We start from the raw sequence: 14,919 nt of genomic DNA, 5'->3' as shown, positions 1-14,919 counted from the left end.
ACAGTCTAGGCAGGTGCTTGGATCTCGCGCAGCACTTCTTCCAGGACGGAGGCAAATGCCTGATTTTGCTCCGGTGTTCCCACACTGACCCGGATATATGTCGGGTAGTGTGCAAAGCCGGGACGTACGATAATCCCTTGTCTCAGCAGCTTGTCGAACACATCTTTGCCCGAGGTCTTGACATCAACCATTACAAAATTGCCTTGTGACGGGAAATAGCTCAAGCCGAGACGGTCAAATTCTTTTTGCAAAAAGTCCCGTCCTTCTGCATTCAGCCTGCAGCATTCTTCAATAAAGCCTTGATCTCCAATCGCTGCTTTCGCTGCAGCCTGCGCCGAACGATTCGTATTAAACGGCTCCCGCACCTGGTTGATCAGCGTTATGACCTCCGGCTGAGCAATCCCATACCCGATACGCAGGGAGGCCAAGCCGTAAATCTTGGAGAAGGTGCGAAGAATCACCAGATTGCTGTATTTCTCCATCAGCGGAACGCCCTGTGGATAGCTCTCATCTGTCACAAACTCATAATAAGCTTCGTCCAGCACAACCATAACACTGGACGGCACCGCGTCCATAAATGAGATCAGGTCACGTTCTGCCACAATGGTTCCGGTCGGATTGTTCGGGTTACACACCCAGATAATCTTGGTCTTGTCCGTGACGGCGGCCAGCATGCCATCCAGATCGTGAACACCATTCTTCAGCGGCACTTCAATGCTGAGTGCACCTTCAATGTCGGCATTGCTCTTATATACCGAGAACGTCTGGTCGGCCATAATGGTCTCGTCACCGGGAACGAGAAATGCCCGGGTAATGAGCGCGATAACTTCATCCGAGCCGCAGCCAAAAATCAACGAGGATTTGGCAACCCCAAGATATTCCGATAGCGCTGTGGTCAGCTCCGCTGCGCCGCCGTCCGGATACACACTGACATTGGATAACTCAGTAATGATCGCTTCTTTCGCTTTCGGTGAGCAGCCATATGGATTTTCGTTAGAGGCCAGCTTGATGACTTCGTCCAGTCCCAGCTCGCGCTTCACCTCTTCAATCGGCTTACCCGGCTGGTAGACCGGCAGATTGACTATGTTTGATTTAGGCTTCATATTCATTCACTCACCCTTCGTGTACTTTACTGCCTTTTAACTGAGATACAAACTCCCGGATTTGCTGCAGTCCCTGCGCTTTGGTCTCTGCCTTCTCAAGCAGGGGAATTGCGGCTTCGATCTGTCGCACAATAGCACTGCCCACGACGACACCATCGCAAATCTCGGAAAAGCGGGCGACCTGCTCGCGGCTTGAAATCCCGAAGCCGATGGCTACCGGAATGTCTGTCAGCTGCTTGACCGTATTCAGGAAAGGCTCAATGCCACTGTAGAAATCCGTCCGCTCACCCGTTACGCCCAGCGAGGATACACAATACACAAAGCCGCTGGCATCACGGACAATATTCTCGATCCGCTCATGAGAGGTTGGAGCGACTAACGGGATCAGATGAACTCCTGCCGCCTTCGCCTTACTGCGAATCTTCTCAGATTCTTCAATGGGCAAATCCGGAATAATGAAGCCGCTAATATCGTGAGTCACAACCTCTTGTATAAAAGTATCTAGTCCCATTTGGAGCACGGGATTATAATACGTAAACAAAACAAATGGCAGCTTGCTGCCCGCTTGTCTTGCCTGCAGCGCGGTTTCCATACAGGTCCGAATCGTAACGAAGCTGCGCAGTGCACGCTCCGAAGCGCGCTGAATGACAGGTCCGTCCGCTAAAGGATCGGAATAAGGCACTCCCAGCTCCACAATATCGGCACCCGCTGCCTCAATCTCGGAAATGATATCCAGCGTGACTGCCGGATTAGGATCACCAACGGTAATGAACGGAATCAGTGCCGTTTCACCGGCCGCCCTTATTTTTTTAAATGCTTCATCCATCCGGTTCATAGGGTGTTACCTCCCGTGTATGCCATAATGGACTCTACGTCCTTGTCTCCCCGTCCGGACAGGCAAATGACGATAATATCCTCCTCGGTCCAATCCGCAGCCATCTTCGCCACTTGAGCTACTGCATGCGCCGACTCCAGCGCAGGGATTATCCCCTCCGTCCGGCACAGCAGCTGCAGAGCCTCCAGCGCCTCCTGATCCGTGATCGGTACGTACTGGACCCGCTCAATATCCTTCAGATAGGAATGCTCCGGACCTACGCCTGGGTAATCCAGACCGGCAGAAATGGAATGAGCTTCCTTCACCTGGCCGTAATCGTCCTGAAGCAGGTAACTCATCGAGCCCTGAAATACACCCTTGGTTCCCTTGCTCATTGTAGCCGCATGCCGATCGGTTTCTACCCCTTTACCAGCCGCCTCTACACCAAAAAGCTGGACCTCTGCATCCTCCAGAAACGGATAGAACATGCCGATGGCATTGCTTCCGCCGCCAATAGGTGCAAAGATGCGATCCGGCAGACGACCTTCCATCTCTAACATCTGCTTGCGGGTCTCATCGCCGATAATGCGCTGGAAATTCCGAACCATCATTGGATACGGATGAGGGCCAACCGCCGAGCCGAGGCAATAAAAGGTATCCTCAACGTGACTGACCCAGTAGCGCAGCGCTTCGTTCCCGGCATCCTTCAGTGTCCGGCTGCCTGAGGTGACTGGTACAACCTCTGCTCCCAGCATTTTCATGCGGAATACGTTCAGCTGCTGACGTTTAGTATCCTCTTCGCCCATAAACACTTTGCACTCCAGCCCCAGCAAGGCGGCCACTGTGGCCGTGGCCACACCATGCTGGCCGGCGCCGGTTTCAGCGATAACCTTGTTCTTGCCCATGCGCTTGGCCAGTACCCCTTGGGCAATCGCATTGTTAATTTTATGGGCACCGGTGTGATTCAAATCCTCACGCTTTAAATAAATCTTGGCTGATCCCAGATGCTTGCTGAGACGCTCCGCATAATAAAGCGGTGTCTCTCTGCCAGAATATTGCTTCAACAAATAAGCGATCTCCGCTTTGAATTCCGGATCATTCTCGTACCGCTTATATTCCTGCTCTAGTTCGATCAAGGCGTTCATTAATGTTTCCGGGACGAAGCGGCCTCCAAAATCACCGAAACGTCCATGTATATCGGGAAGCTGTATCATATGGATTTCACCCTTTCCACAAATGCGTTCACTTTTGCTATATCCTTCACACCCGGCGCGCTTTCGACTCCGCTGGAGACGTCCACCCCATCGGGCTGAAACTGGAGAATTAAATCTTGAACATTGTCTGCGTTCAGGCCGCCTGCTACAAACAGCGGGATGCCATGGCGGCGTGTCCACTGCTGATATTCAGGAATGGACTCCCAGTCAAACGTCTGGCCGGAGCCGCCGCCGTATTCCGGATCATACGTATCCAGCAGCAGGGCGTCAATGCTTCCGACATAGCTCGCCAGCTCCTGAAGATGGTCTTTCCTGGCGTCCCCGCTGCGTACCGAAACAGCTTTATAAACAGAAACCGGGAAGCTCTCTTTCACTTCCCGGCAGAACTGCGAGGTTTCCTGTCCATGTAGCTGCACAACCTCCAGCGGGACATGGGCAAGCACCTCCCGCAGCTCCTCCATGGAAGGGTTGACAAAGACCCCGGCTGCCGCAGGCTGATCAGTCTGATCCCACTGACGGAGCAGCTCGGCAAGCTCTTTGGCCCGCTCTGCTGTGACCTGGCGTTTACTTCTTGCAAATACAAAACCGATCAAATCCACGGGTAAGTTTATCATCGATTTTAGCACTTCAACGTTCTGAAGTCCACAGATTTTTAGAAGGGGAGCGCTCATGCGAGCCCCTCACTTTTGAAGTCCTGTACACGTGTAACAGGGCCCATCAGCTCGGTGACAGCGGCAGAAACATCGGGCTGCCGCATGAAATGCTCTCCAATAAGTACACCTTGTGCGCCTGCAGCTGATAGATACTGAATGTCTTCTTTTTTACTGATGCCGCTCTCGCTGATCAAGGCAATACCGGACGGAATCAGAGCACTAAGCTCCTTCGTGATCGACAGCGAGGTCTCAAACGTCTTCAGGTTGCGATTATTGACTCCTACCAGGGAGAGGCCTTCCAGCTTTAGCGCAATGCTGAGCTCCTCCTGGTCGTGCACCTCGACCAAGCAGTCCAAGCCGATCGAGCCGGCCACACCCATAAAATGCTCCAGCTGGGACGGTGTAAGAATCGCTGCAATTAACAGGACCGCATCCGCTCCAAGCAAGCGGGCTTCGTAGATCTGTGCCTCGTCTATAACGAAGTCCTTGCGCAGCAGCGGAAGGCCAACAGCCTGCCTTACCTGCTGCAAATAAGCGGCGCTGCCTTGAAAGTAGTGCACGTCGGTCAGTACTGACAAGCAATCCGCACCGGCCTCTTCATAAGACTTGGCTATCGATACGGGATCGAAATCGGGACGAATGAGTCCCTTGGAAGGCGAGGCCTTCTTCACTTCGGCAATCAGACCCATATCCCGGCTTCGGGAATGCAGCAGCTTGTTTGCAAAGCCGAGCGTGTCTGGCAGTCCTTGAATCTGCTCCCGCACATGATTCAGATCAAATCCGCGATACAGCTCCGCCAGCTCCTCTTTCTTCGTTGCGACGATACGATCAAGATACATAGGTCAGTTCCTCCGTTTTGGCAATTAATTGCTCCAGCTTGTTCTGGGCCGCACCTGAATCGATCGCCTGCGCGGCCTGGCCTACACCCTCTGCCAGAGTCTCCGCGAGACCGGACACATAAATACAGGCTCCGGCATTAGCTAGAACGATGTCACGGTAGGCATTCTGTTCACCCTGAAGAACACCGCGAATGATACTCGCATTCTCCTTAGCATCTCCGCCAATGACCGCCTGCATAGGATGGCGGCGAAGTCCTAATTCCTCTGGTTCAATATCAAATGTAGATATTTCACCGCCGCGAAGCTCACTGACCCGGGTCGGTGCAGAAACGCTGATCTCGTCCAGGCCGTCATGACTGGTGACCACCATAGCGCGCTTTAGCCCCAGCTCTTTAAGCACCTGCGCGATCGTTTCTGTTTTATGAATATCATAAATGCCCAGAAGCTGCCGGTCTGCTCCCGCCGGATTGGTCAGCGGCCCCAGCATGTTGAATACGGTGCGAATCCCCAGCTCTTTGCGCGGGCCTGCAGCATGCTTCATTGAAGGATGATAGATTTGCGCAAACAAAAAGCAGATGCCTATATCCTCCAGGCAGCGGGAGGCCTGCTCGGCATTCAGATGAATGTTGACCCCAAGCGCTTCCAGCACATCCGCACTTCCAGCACGGCCGGAGGCCGAGCGGTTACCATGCTTCGCGACACGAACGGAGACGGAGGATGAGATGATCGCCGAAACGGTTGAAATGTTAAACTTGTGAATTCCGGATCCTCCGGTGCCGCAAGTATCAAGGAGCTGTGTACGTTCTGTCCGCACGCGTCCACCCGATCCCCGCATCGCTTCTGCGAAGCCGGTAATTTCCTCCACCGTTTCACCTTTCATCCGCAATGCTGTCAAGAGGCCGCCAATTTGTGACGGCGCAGCTTCTCCTTCCATAATGCTCTGCATAACCTGTCTTGCTTCTTCCCGGCTTAGATGCTGTCCTTCCACGATCTTGGACAGACCTTTAAGAATACCATCCGCATTGCCCACACCGATCTCCTCCTTCTTCTCTATTCATTTAGGGTTATATTCGAAAAAATAATCCTGATTCGTCACATGATCAGGCTTCGGCTCCGGCGGAAACATCTCCTCTGCTACCCGGATCGCCTTCAGCATCCCCTTCGCCTTGTTTACCGTTTCCTCGTATTCCTTCTCTGGCACCGAATCCCAGACGATGCCCGCTCCCGCCTGAACATAGGCCTTGCCTTTGCGGAAAATAATTGTGCGGATGGTGATACAGGAATCCATGTTGCCGGCGAAGCCTAAATAACCAATCGCTCCCGCGTACGCTCCTCTGGCTTCCCTCTCCAGCTCTGCGATAATTTCCATAGCTCGCAGCTTCGGCGCACCGGAGACGGTACCCGCCGGAAGACAGGACAGAAATGCATCAAAAAAGTCCTTATCCTCTCGCAGCTTGCCCGTCACGCTGGAGACGATGTGCATGACATGGGAATACCGTTCAATCTCCATAAAGGACTCACATTTCACGGTACCGAATTCACTGACACGCCCCAAATCATTTCTTCCTAAATCCACCAGCATGAGATGCTCGGCGCGCTCCTTCTCATCCTGCAGGAGATCCTCTGCCAATGCTTTGTCCGCAGCCTCATCGGCTCCCCTCGGCCGGGTACCGGCAATAGGCCGGGTTTCGAGCCGGCCGCCGTCTACTTTGACGAGCGCCTCCGGCGACGTTCCTACTATAATTTCTTCATCCATTTTCAAGTAGTACATATAGGGTGATGGATTCACTGTCCGAAGCACCCGGTAAACATGGAGCGGGGAAACCTCGGTATCAATATGAAAGCGCTGGGATAGCACAACTTGAAAAATATCACCGGCGCGAATATATTCCTTCGCCTTTTCCACATTTGCGATATATTGCTCCTTGGTCATGTTGGACTGAATGTCCTTCGGCTCCAGGTTAACCGGAATGCCTCTGGCGTTCACATTCTCACGAGGTCCCTGCTCCTGCAGCTGTCCCGCTGTCGCTTCAAGCCTGCTGCACACCTCATGATAGGATCGCCGAATCTCCTCATCGGTGTCTCCTTCCTTAATATGGACATTACCCAGAAGCAGAATGTGCTGCTTGATATGGTCGAACACGATAATCTGGTCGCAGAACATAAAACGAATATCGTCCATTCCCAGATCGTCCAGCGCATGCGCCGGCAGATTCTCATAATATTGCAGCAAATCATACCCGAAAAAGCCAATCGCGCCGCCTGTAAAAGGAGGCATCTCCTCTAGCTGCGGGCTTCGATATCCTCTCAGCAAGGCCTTCAGCTCCTCCACGGGCTTGCCGTTCAGCTGTTTGCGCTCGCCGTCCACCTCCACCTCAATGGTGCCGTTCTTGCCTTTAATCATCAGGAAGGGATCCGTACCGATAAAGGAATAACGCGCCCATTGAACGCCGCCCTCCACACTTTCCAGCAGAAACGCTCTTTCACGCTCGGCGTAACGCTGGAATAATCGGATCGGGGTTTCCATGTCGGCCAGCAAACGTACCGCTACGGGAATCAGGTTATACCGTCCTGCCAGGCTGATGACCTGCTCTACAGATGGACTCGCCATGCTCTCTTCCTCCTTAAAATTGCTTTGAAATGTTTATCTTAAAAAGCCAAAAAGACCCCTACCAAGGGTAGAGGTCACAAATTCAGAGTATATAAAGAGCACATATGAGGTTTCCTGATATTCTCCTGGACATTAACATCATGAATATAGGCGGTTTCATCAGCCCATATCACGCTACGTCAGGATATAACGAAAACAAACATCTCATATGCCGGATGCTATCAATCAGTCTCATCTCTGCTCAACTATACTCAGCTACACTCTACTCTGCTCATCTGCCCTTGATTATACATGATAAGTGCTTTTCCGTGCAACCCTGATTTCTATGAGGAAGCCGTCGATGACAGATCCGGCCGCAGGCGCTTGGCTTCATTGAGATAGACATGCTTGATGTCCTGCTGGCTTTTTTCAGTATTGACCTGAACCATGAGGCGTATGCAGCGCGGAAGGCTGCCCTCAACCGGTATCTCCACAGAACACATCAATGGAACGAGCTCCCAGCCGTCCAGGTTGCGAATAGCCTTTGCCGGAAAGGCTGCATTCAGATCCTGTGTCATGGTGATCCAAATATTGCTGATAAATTCCGGTTCAAGATCATTGCTCGAAATGATCTCCTGAAGCAACACAATCGTTTCATTCAAAATTTCCTGCTCGTTATTACCGGATACCGTAGTGGCACCGCGAATGCCGCGATTCATCATCATCCCTTGATCCCCTCTTTCTGTAAACGTTCCACAACGCTGCGTACTACGGTCACAGGCACATCCTTGACGATGCTGACACGACCGATTTCTTCCGGCACAATAAATACCATTTGTCCTTCTGAAAATTTCTTGTCGTGCTGCATGGCTTCCATGACTTCATCGACGGAAACATCCCCAGGCAATGTCACCGGCAGCTGTATCGCCTGCAGCATCTTCACCGTTTCATCGTACAGGCCGCTTCTTCCCAGCTCCTCCGCGAGCATCGCGGAGCCTGCCATCCCGATTGCGATGGCTTCCCCGTGCAAAAAACGTCCATATCCGCCGACAGCCTCAACAGCATGGCCGATGGTATGTCCCAGATTAAGAACCGCTCTCCATCCGCTTTCCCGCTCATCTGAGGATACGACCTCAGCCTTAATGGCACAGCCGCGCTCCAAACCATACGTTAAGGTATCCGCATCCAGAGCCAGTAAATCATCGGCGTGCTCCAAGCACCAGTATGCAAAATCCCGATCCAGAATCAGGCCGTGCTTCACCATTTCGGCCAGCCCCGCTGATACTTCGCGGGGAGGCAGCGTAGTCAGCGTATCGACATCATAAAGCACCATGACGGGCTGATGAAAAGCCCCGATCATATTTTTGGCCAGAGGATGGTTCACCGCCACCTTCCCACCAACGCTGCTGTCATGCGCAAGAATGGTCGTCGGAATTTGTACAAACGTAATGCCCCGCATATATGAGGCTGCCACAAAGCCAGCAAGATCTCCCACGACCCCACCGCCCAGTGCAAAAACGGCCGAGCTTCGATCCAAACGGGAAGATATCGCCGTCGTCATGACTTCTTCGTAAACCTTTAATGACTTTGAGCCTTCACCTGCTGGAACAATATGTACTGCTGCATCATAACCTGCTTCCGCCAAACTGCTCTGAACCCGCTCCAGATAATGAGGGGCCACGCTTTCATCGGTAACGATGAGATGCCGGCTCTTACGAGTGATTCCCCGCTCTTCGCAATAGGTTCCTGCCTTGCTTAATAAATCCCGTCCAATATAAATCGGGTAGGATCGTTCTCCTAAATGGACTTGAAGTGTTTTCATGAACGTTCGCCCCTTAAAGTTTTAGGACTGTAAACCGCTAAAATCCTTGTCAGACCATTATAGTACAGCAGGCATGCTTTGACAAGAATAGATGACCATGTAACTACCCTTCCGGTGCCCTGTAATCAGGTTTCTGACTGATCCTGAAAACACAAAAAAGAGCCCTCCCCCAGATTCATTAAATCCAGGAAAGCAGCTCTTCGATCGGGCCTCACTTGACTTTGCTATACAGACGGCTTGGCTCCCGATGCATCGGCGCCGTATTACCCTCTGCCGATGACAAGACAGCAGATAATTGAAGCTTGTCCACGCCGAGCAGCTGCGCACATTCCTGTATGCTGAACAGCCCTTGGCGGTAAGCATCAATGACCTTGCGTTTATCCATACCTCAACCTCCAGACTCTGGCTTCATTGGCATAGTATGGATGGCGCAGCTACAAATTATGCAGGTATTTATGATTGGATTTTGCGGTAGAAGAACGTTTCTGCGGTCTCTAACCCGTACTGCCCCGGGTTAAATATCTGCTCCGTGCTGCCTACAAACAGCACACCGCCAGGCCGCAGGCTGGCAGCAAACTTGTGATAGAGCTTGTGCTTTGCCTCTTCAGTGAAATAAATCATCACATTGCGGCACACGATCAGATCAAATCCGGTTTCAAACCGGTCTGTAAGCAGGTTCTGCTTCTGAAACCGAATTCCCTTCTTCAGCTGGGGATCAACACGGAATACCGGTCCTTCTTCCTTAAAATAACGGGAAGCAATCTCACGCGGCACGTCCTTTAACGACCTTTCCACATACAAGCCCTCTTGCGCACGTGCCAATGCGCCTTCATCCAGATCACTGGCCAGAATCGTGCTGCCAGAAAGCAACCTCTCTTCTGAGAGAATCATAGCCAGCGTGTAAGGCTCCTCCCCGGTAGAGCAGGCGGCACTCCATACCTTAAGTCGGCCGGATGGCTTCATCTCCGGCAGCACCTTGGTGCGAAGCACTTCCCATCGATTCGGATTCCGCCAGAATTCCGATACGTTGATCGTCATTCGATCCAGAAACTCCTGAAACAGCAGCTTGTCCTTCATCATCGCTTCGTAAAAAGCCGCAAACGATGAGTACCCGTTCTTCATCCGCAGGGTAGTCAGTCTGCGCTTCATCTGGGTTTCTTTATATTCTGCCAGATTGATTCCCGTGCTGCGCTCAATATTCAGGATAAAGCCGGAGTAATCCGGATCCTGTCCGATCTGCTCACATTGCATGGATTCTTACCTTCCCTGTCCCAGAATGACGTGCTTAACTCCAGCGGCTCATGCTTTTGTCATAATCCACGATCTCCTGGCTGTCAAAAAAGTTACCGATCTCGCGTTCCGCGCTTGCAGGAGAATCTGACCCGTGGATCAGATTACGGGGGGTATGACAGGCGAAGTCACCGCGAATCGTTCCCGGCTGGGCCTCTGTCACATTGGTTTTTCCGATGACTATTCGGGACAGCTCGATAATGTTATCGCCTTCCCACACCATCGCAAAGACAGGTCCCGACGTAATAAAGGAAACGAGATTCGGGAAGAAATCCTTACCTTCGTGCTCCGCATAATGCTTTTTGGCCTGTTTCTCTGTTACCTGCACGAATTTGCCAGCAACCAGCTTAAAGCCTTTATCCTCCAGACGGCTCACGATGCGGCCAATCAGACCCCGCTGAACACCATCCGGCTTGACCATTAAAAAAGTACGTTCCATGGTTCTCATCACTCTCCAATGTAATTTGTGATGCACTACGGTTCTAACGTAAATTTCAAGATAGGGCAATGTACGAAATTAAGTCTAGTATGAACGCTTGGTTACAAAATGTGCAATATCTTTTAAATGTTTTTTGGTACGGATATCCGGAAGATGGTCCAGAGCTTGAATCGCCTTGGCAATGTACCGGCTCGCAAGCTCCTCGGATTGCTGGATTCCTTGGCTCCCGCGGATGAGAGAAATCGCCGTACTGACGTCCCCTTGTCCGTCTTGCTTGTGAATCTGTTCAATTTCCTGCAGCAGCGGCTCCCGCGTCCTGGCATCCTGCAGAGCGAAGATGACCGGCAGTGAAATATTACCTTGACGGATGTCGCTGCCCGGCTGCTTGCCGATCTGCTTCTCAGTGCCGCAGACGTCGAGCAGATCATCCTGAATTTGAAAAGCCATGCCGACGTTGTACCCGAATCGGTACATCGCTGCAGCCTTTTGCCGGTCGGCATCTGCAGCCAGGGCTCCAAGCTGACAGCTAACGGCAATCAGGAGCGAGGTTTTTCTGCGAATGCGCAGCAGATATCGCCTGACATCCTGCTCCACATTAAAGAAATCCCGGATTTGCTCCATTTCTCCGATCGTCATTTCGACCATAGCCTTGGACAGAATCTGGTGAATTTCCGGATTGGATAGAGCTGTCGTCATTTCCAGGGCTTTTCCATATATGTAATCTCCGGTGTACATCGCGATTCGATTGTCCCACTTGGCCTTGACCGTCGGCTTCCCCCGCCTCATGTCGGCATTATCGATAACATCGTCATGCACCAGAGAAGCACTATGAATCAGCTCTAACGGAACGGCAATATGCTTGAGCTTCTCAATATCGTAATTTCCGAATTTGCCGCCCATAAGCACAAAGACAGGACGCAATCGTTTGCCGCCAGCCTTCAGCAGATGTAGCGACGTTTCGACCAGCTCCGAATCGCCGCCCTCAATGCTCCGGTACAGCTCCTTCTCAATGAGATCCATGTCCTTCTTTAAGGCTCCAAAAATGTCCAGTCGTTTCATTCCTTCACCTGCACTACGAATTTGTCATTCCAGATCTCGGGATATACCCGGGACGGCAGCAGACCCAGCTCATGCGCATATTTGAAATACAGCTGAAGGCCTTGCTGCTTGCCGTCATCCAAATCATACTCCAGATTGCTGAAGTAGGTCTGCCAGTATTCTTGAGAACCGCCGATCACGGCTCTGGCTTCATCAATAATAGGCTGAAGCTCACTCAGACCCTTTGACTTGCTAGCCTGAAACATCTCCATAATCGCCTTCATTCTGCCCGGTGACTGCTGAACAGCAGCCCGGTTTACGGCCCAAACAGCATAGGTCATACTGCAGCCCGTATACTCCTTCCACCAGCGTCCCAGGTCAGTTACATGATATTTATGGTTGCTCCAGGAGGCCTTGATCGCATGATCTCCAATGAGCAGAGCACCGTCCGCTGATGCCATCATCAGGTCCAGATCCGGCTCCATGGTTATAAATTCGGGAGAGCCGTTGAGTGATTTTTTCATTAGGATCTTCAGCAGATTAACCGATGTCGCCGACGTGTTCGTCAAAGCGATCCGGGAGTGAACCAGCTGGGATAAGGGCTTTTGAGAGAACAACAAAATTGACTTGACGTCCCCGTCCGAGCTCACAGACAGATCCGGGAGCAGCAGCAGCTTGTCTGCCGCTTGTCCATATGCGAATGAGGATAGCGCGCCGATATGAATGCTTCCCTGCTGCATACCTTGATTCAGCACCGCGGGAACAGCCGTGAGCAGCTCCGCTGGAAAGGGAAGCTTGCCGGGATCTGCATAATGGAACAGCGGCCATGCATTCGTATAGCTGATCTTGCCGATCACCGTTTTTCCGTCAGGCCTGGACATCGTGGTCACCCCATCTTGCAAATAGTTCATGCTGGATCCCGACGCTGTCCAGCACTTTACCTACAAGAAAATCTACAAGGTCCTCCAGAGTCTGAGGATGGAAATAGAACGCTGGCATAGCTGGTATGATCTTGACGCCCAGTCTTGACAGTGTCAGCATATTTTCGAGATGGATTGCGTGCAGCGGAGTTTCTCTTGGCACGAGCAGAAGCGGACGCCCTTCCTTCAGCATCACATCTGCAGCCCGAGCCATCAGATTATCAGAAGCGCCATGCGCGACAGAGGACAGCGTGCCCATGGAGCACGGCATGATGATCATCCCTTCCACCAGATAAGAGCCGCTGGCAATGCCTGCTCCGATATCACCGATGGCGTGATACGTATAGCTCCCGGCGTACGCCCCGAAGTGCTGCTGCAACAGATCCTCACGGTGAGTTCCCTGCCACCCCAGCTCCTCCTTCAGCACACGCCACCCGGCATTCGAAATCACCAGATGCACATCCATGTCCATAGATAAAAGAACCTGGATAAGCCGAACTCCGTAAATGGAGCCGCTGGCCCCTGTAATGCCTACAACCCAGCTTCGCTTCCGGTTGTCCGTCATACGTATTTCACCACCGAGTCGATTAAGGTAAATACGAACATAATCATGCTTAGAGCAATATTCATCGTAAAAAAGGCCGTTTGCAGCCTGCTCATATCGTTCGGCGATAGAATGTAGTGCTGATAGAACAAGATACCGCAGGCAATCAGCGCTCCTGCTAAATACCACCCGCCCAGCGGCGTGATGATCCAGAGCAGAATCAATCCTGCAGCGGTAATCACATGAAAGCCTCGAGCGAACCAAAGCGCACGGCGCAGTCCAAACCGGGAAGGAATGGAATATAAGCCTTCCTTGCTGTCAAACTCTTCATCCTGACAAGCATAAACGACATCGAAGCCGGCGGTCCAGAAGGCAAGCGCCAGATAGAACACCATCGCTCTCCAGTCCAGCTGCCCGGTTACCGCAACCCAGCCTCCTAACGGAGCCAAGGCGGTGGTCAATCCAAGCACGACATGACAGAGCCAGGTGAAGCGCTTCGTGAAGGAGTAAATGACCAGAAAGAAGAAGGCGATGGGCAGCAGGCGGAACGCAAAAGGATCCAGTTCAATCGTAGCCCAGATAAACAGTGCAAAGGATACGATAATAAAAACAATCGCCTCCACCGGCTTCAGCAGCCCGGCTGGAATAGCCCTCTGAGACGTTCTGGGATTCTTGGCATCAATATACTGATCTGCAAGGCGGTTAATGCCAAAGGCCGCGCTTCTGGCCCCGAACATCGCAAGAAAAATCCACCAGATATCCATCCAGGGCGGGAGATCGCCAAACACTGCGGCGGCACCTGCAATAGCTCCCATGAATGCAAAGGGCAGAGCAAACAACGTATGCTCTACTTTAATCATTTCTAAATATACGCCAATTTTCTTAAACATCCTTCTTCTCCTTGATTCCCAGGTGTAAGGCAGCAATGCCACCGGTCAAGGGGAAGGCTTTGACATTGGTAAGCCCGATGTCCGTAAAGACTCCAGCCAGCTCCTGCCGGCCCGGAAACATCTTCAAGGACTCCGGAAGCCACTTGTACTGCTCATACCGCTTTGCAACCACTTTACCCATCATGGGCAGCATCTGCTGAAAATAAAAATAATAAAGTCCTTTAAATGGCTGCCAGGTTGGCTTGGACAGCTCCAGGCACACGACCATGCCTCCCGGCTTCACAACTCGCTTCATTTCCTTCAGCACCTGGACATAGTCCGGCACATTTCTCAAACCAAAGCCAATCGTTGCGTAATCAAATGAATTGCTGTCATAAGGCAGGCTCATGGCATTCCCCTGAACGAGCGTAATCTGGCGGTCCAGGCTGCTTCGATCAATCTTCTGCTGACCCACGCCCAGCATGCCTGCACTAAAGTCCAGTCCGACTATGTGTCCGGTTTCACTTGCACGGGCCATACTAATCGTCCAGTCACAGGTTCCACAGCATAAATCAATGGCGGTGTTCCCCGGCTGCATATTCATCTGCTTCATAGTGAATTTGCGCCACGCTTTATGCCGCCGGAAGCTGAGAAGATCATTCATCATATCATATTTGCCGGCAATGCTTTCAAATACCGAGTGAACATACTGCTCTTTCGGATGCTCTTCGCCCTGATGCTGATTGGCGGATGTTCTGGATGTGTTATTTCCCAACGTCTGCTC

17 protein-coding genes are annotated in these 14,919 nt (G+C 51.9%); all 17 read right to left on the bottom strand.

Annotation, left to right across the window (positions count from 1 at the left end; all coding sequences use genetic code 11):
* Positions 1–5: 5 nt before the first annotated feature.
* A complete protein-coding gene (gene hisC / locus E6C60_RS09170) occupies positions 6–1,103 on the bottom strand; it encodes a histidinol-phosphate transaminase (protein WP_138225579.1) in 1,098 nt (365 codons plus the stop codon).
* A 10-nt stretch (positions 1,104–1,113) separates the two neighbouring features.
* Complete coding sequence (trpA, locus tag E6C60_RS09165; RefSeq protein ID WP_138225578.1) at positions 1,114–1,938, bottom strand: tryptophan synthase subunit alpha; 825 nt, start codon at positions 1,936–1,938, stop codon at positions 1,114–1,116.
* Positions 1,935–3,131: a tryptophan synthase subunit beta gene (gene trpB / locus E6C60_RS09160; protein WP_138225577.1), complete on the bottom strand. Its 1,197-nt coding sequence runs from the start codon at positions 3,129–3,131 to the stop codon at positions 1,935–1,937. Before trpB ends, trpA begins: the two co-directional genes overlap by 4 nt.
* A complete protein-coding gene (locus tag E6C60_RS09155) occupies positions 3,128–3,802 on the bottom strand; it encodes a phosphoribosylanthranilate isomerase (RefSeq protein ID WP_138225576.1) in 675 nt (224 codons plus the stop codon). Before E6C60_RS09155 ends, trpB begins: the two co-directional genes overlap by 4 nt.
* Positions 3,799–4,623 (bottom strand): indole-3-glycerol phosphate synthase TrpC, encoded by an 825-nt coding sequence (gene trpC / locus E6C60_RS09150; protein ID WP_138225575.1) that lies wholly within the window; start codon positions 4,621–4,623, stop codon positions 3,799–3,801. The genes E6C60_RS09155 and trpC overlap by 4 nt, the downstream gene beginning before the upstream one ends.
* Complete coding sequence (gene trpD, locus E6C60_RS09145; RefSeq protein ID WP_138225574.1) at positions 4,613–5,653, bottom strand: anthranilate phosphoribosyltransferase; 1,041 nt, start codon at positions 5,651–5,653, stop codon at positions 4,613–4,615. The genes trpC and trpD overlap by 11 nt, the downstream gene beginning before the upstream one ends.
* Positions 5,654–5,677: 24 nt before the next feature.
* Positions 5,678–7,234, bottom strand: a complete 1,557-nt coding sequence (gene trpE / locus E6C60_RS09140) for an anthranilate synthase component I (RefSeq protein WP_138225573.1) — start codon at positions 7,232–7,234, stop codon at positions 5,678–5,680.
* A gap of 323 nt (positions 7,235–7,557) precedes the next feature.
* Positions 7,558–7,935: a chorismate mutase gene (gene aroH / locus E6C60_RS09135; RefSeq protein WP_138227707.1), complete on the bottom strand. Its 378-nt coding sequence runs from the start codon at positions 7,933–7,935 to the stop codon at positions 7,558–7,560.
* The gene (aroB, locus tag E6C60_RS09130) at positions 7,935–9,035 is read right to left on the bottom strand and encodes a 3-dehydroquinate synthase (RefSeq protein WP_138225572.1); all 1,101 of its coding nucleotides are present in this window, start codon (positions 9,033–9,035) and stop codon (positions 7,935–7,937) included. Before aroB ends, aroH begins: the two co-directional genes overlap by 1 nt.
* Before the next feature lie 211 nt (positions 9,036–9,246).
* On the bottom strand, positions 9,247–9,420 hold the full coding sequence (locus tag E6C60_RS20915; protein ID WP_175415254.1) for a hypothetical protein: 174 nt from the start codon (positions 9,418–9,420) through the stop codon (positions 9,247–9,249).
* A 68-nt stretch (positions 9,421–9,488) separates the two neighbouring features.
* Positions 9,489–10,286: a CheR family methyltransferase gene (locus tag E6C60_RS09125; protein WP_138225571.1), complete on the bottom strand. Its 798-nt coding sequence runs from the start codon at positions 10,284–10,286 to the stop codon at positions 9,489–9,491.
* Positions 10,287–10,320: 34 nt separating this feature from the next.
* Entirely contained in the window at positions 10,321–10,764 is a 444-nt protein-coding gene (gene ndk, locus E6C60_RS09120; RefSeq protein ID WP_138225570.1) for a nucleoside-diphosphate kinase, read from the bottom strand.
* A gap of 84 nt (positions 10,765–10,848) precedes the next feature.
* Positions 10,849–11,823, bottom strand: coding sequence for a polyprenyl synthetase family protein (locus E6C60_RS09115; protein ID WP_138225569.1), 975 nt, complete (start codon positions 11,821–11,823; stop codon positions 10,849–10,851).
* A complete protein-coding gene (locus E6C60_RS09110; protein WP_138227706.1) occupies positions 11,820–12,683 on the bottom strand; it encodes a menaquinone biosynthetic enzyme MqnA/MqnD family protein in 864 nt (287 codons plus the stop codon). Before E6C60_RS09110 ends, E6C60_RS09115 begins: the two co-directional genes overlap by 4 nt.
* Positions 12,670–13,287: a UbiX family flavin prenyltransferase gene (locus tag E6C60_RS09105; protein WP_138225568.1), complete on the bottom strand. Its 618-nt coding sequence runs from the start codon at positions 13,285–13,287 to the stop codon at positions 12,670–12,672. Before E6C60_RS09105 ends, E6C60_RS09110 begins: the two co-directional genes overlap by 14 nt.
* Positions 13,284–14,156 (bottom strand): UbiA-like polyprenyltransferase, encoded by an 873-nt coding sequence (locus E6C60_RS09100; RefSeq protein ID WP_138225567.1) that lies wholly within the window; start codon positions 14,154–14,156, stop codon positions 13,284–13,286. The genes E6C60_RS09105 and E6C60_RS09100 overlap by 4 nt, the downstream gene beginning before the upstream one ends.
* Positions 14,149–14,910 (bottom strand): demethylmenaquinone methyltransferase, encoded by a 762-nt coding sequence (locus E6C60_RS09095; RefSeq protein WP_138225566.1) that lies wholly within the window; start codon positions 14,908–14,910, stop codon positions 14,149–14,151. The genes E6C60_RS09100 and E6C60_RS09095 overlap by 8 nt, the downstream gene beginning before the upstream one ends.
* Positions 14,911–14,919 lie beyond the last annotated feature (9 nt).

It is taken from the genome of Paenibacillus algicola (assembly GCF_005577435.1).
GTDB classification, from domain to species: domain Bacteria; phylum Bacillota; class Bacilli; order Paenibacillales; family Paenibacillaceae; genus Paenibacillus_AQ; species Paenibacillus_AQ algicola.
Note: the sequence above shows the minus strand (reverse complement) of the source record. Positions and strands in the feature narration are given on the sequence as shown.

Bases quoted from the DNA above. Each gene is read 5' to 3' on its own strand.
- hisC (WP_138225579.1), bottom strand. From the start codon at position 1,103: ATGAAGCCTAAATCAAACATAGTCAATCTGCCGGTCTACCAGCCGGGT.
- trpA (WP_138225578.1), bottom strand. From the start codon at position 1,938: ATGAACCGGATGGATGAAGCATTTAAAAAAATAAGGGCGGCCGGTGAA.
- trpB (WP_138225577.1), bottom strand. From the start codon at position 3,131: ATGATACAGCTTCCCGATATACATGGACGTTTCGGTGATTTTGGAGGC.
- E6C60_RS09155 (WP_138225576.1), bottom strand. From the start codon at position 3,802: ATGAGCGCTCCCCTTCTAAAAATCTGTGGACTTCAGAACGTTGAAGTG.
- trpC (WP_138225575.1), bottom strand. From the start codon at position 4,623: ATGTATCTTGATCGTATCGTCGCAACGAAGAAAGAGGAGCTGGCGGAG.
- trpE (WP_138225573.1), bottom strand. From the start codon at position 7,234: ATGGCGAGTCCATCTGTAGAGCAGGTCATCAGCCTGGCAGGACGGTAT.
- aroH (WP_138227707.1), bottom strand. From the start codon at position 7,935: ATGATGAATCGCGGCATTCGCGGTGCCACTACGGTATCCGGTAATAAC.
- aroB (WP_138225572.1), bottom strand. From the start codon at position 9,035: ATGAAAACACTTCAAGTCCATTTAGGAGAACGATCCTACCCGATTTAT.
- E6C60_RS20915 (WP_175415254.1), bottom strand. From the start codon at position 9,420: ATGGATAAACGCAAGGTCATTGATGCTTACCGCCAAGGGCTGTTCAGC.
- E6C60_RS09125 (WP_138225571.1), bottom strand. From the start codon at position 10,286: ATGCAATGTGAGCAGATCGGACAGGATCCGGATTACTCCGGCTTTATC.
- ndk (WP_138225570.1), bottom strand. From the start codon at position 10,764: ATGGAACGTACTTTTTTAATGGTCAAGCCGGATGGTGTTCAGCGGGGT.
- E6C60_RS09115 (WP_138225569.1), bottom strand. From the start codon at position 11,823: ATGAAACGACTGGACATTTTTGGAGCCTTAAAGAAGGACATGGATCTC.
- E6C60_RS09110 (WP_138227706.1), bottom strand. From the start codon at position 12,683: ATGTCCAGGCCTGACGGAAAAACGGTGATCGGCAAGATCAGCTATACG.
- E6C60_RS09105 (WP_138225568.1), bottom strand. From the start codon at position 13,287: ATGACGGACAACCGGAAGCGAAGCTGGGTTGTAGGCATTACAGGGGCC.
- E6C60_RS09100 (WP_138225567.1), bottom strand. From the start codon at position 14,156: ATGTTTAAGAAAATTGGCGTATATTTAGAAATGATTAAAGTAGAGCAT.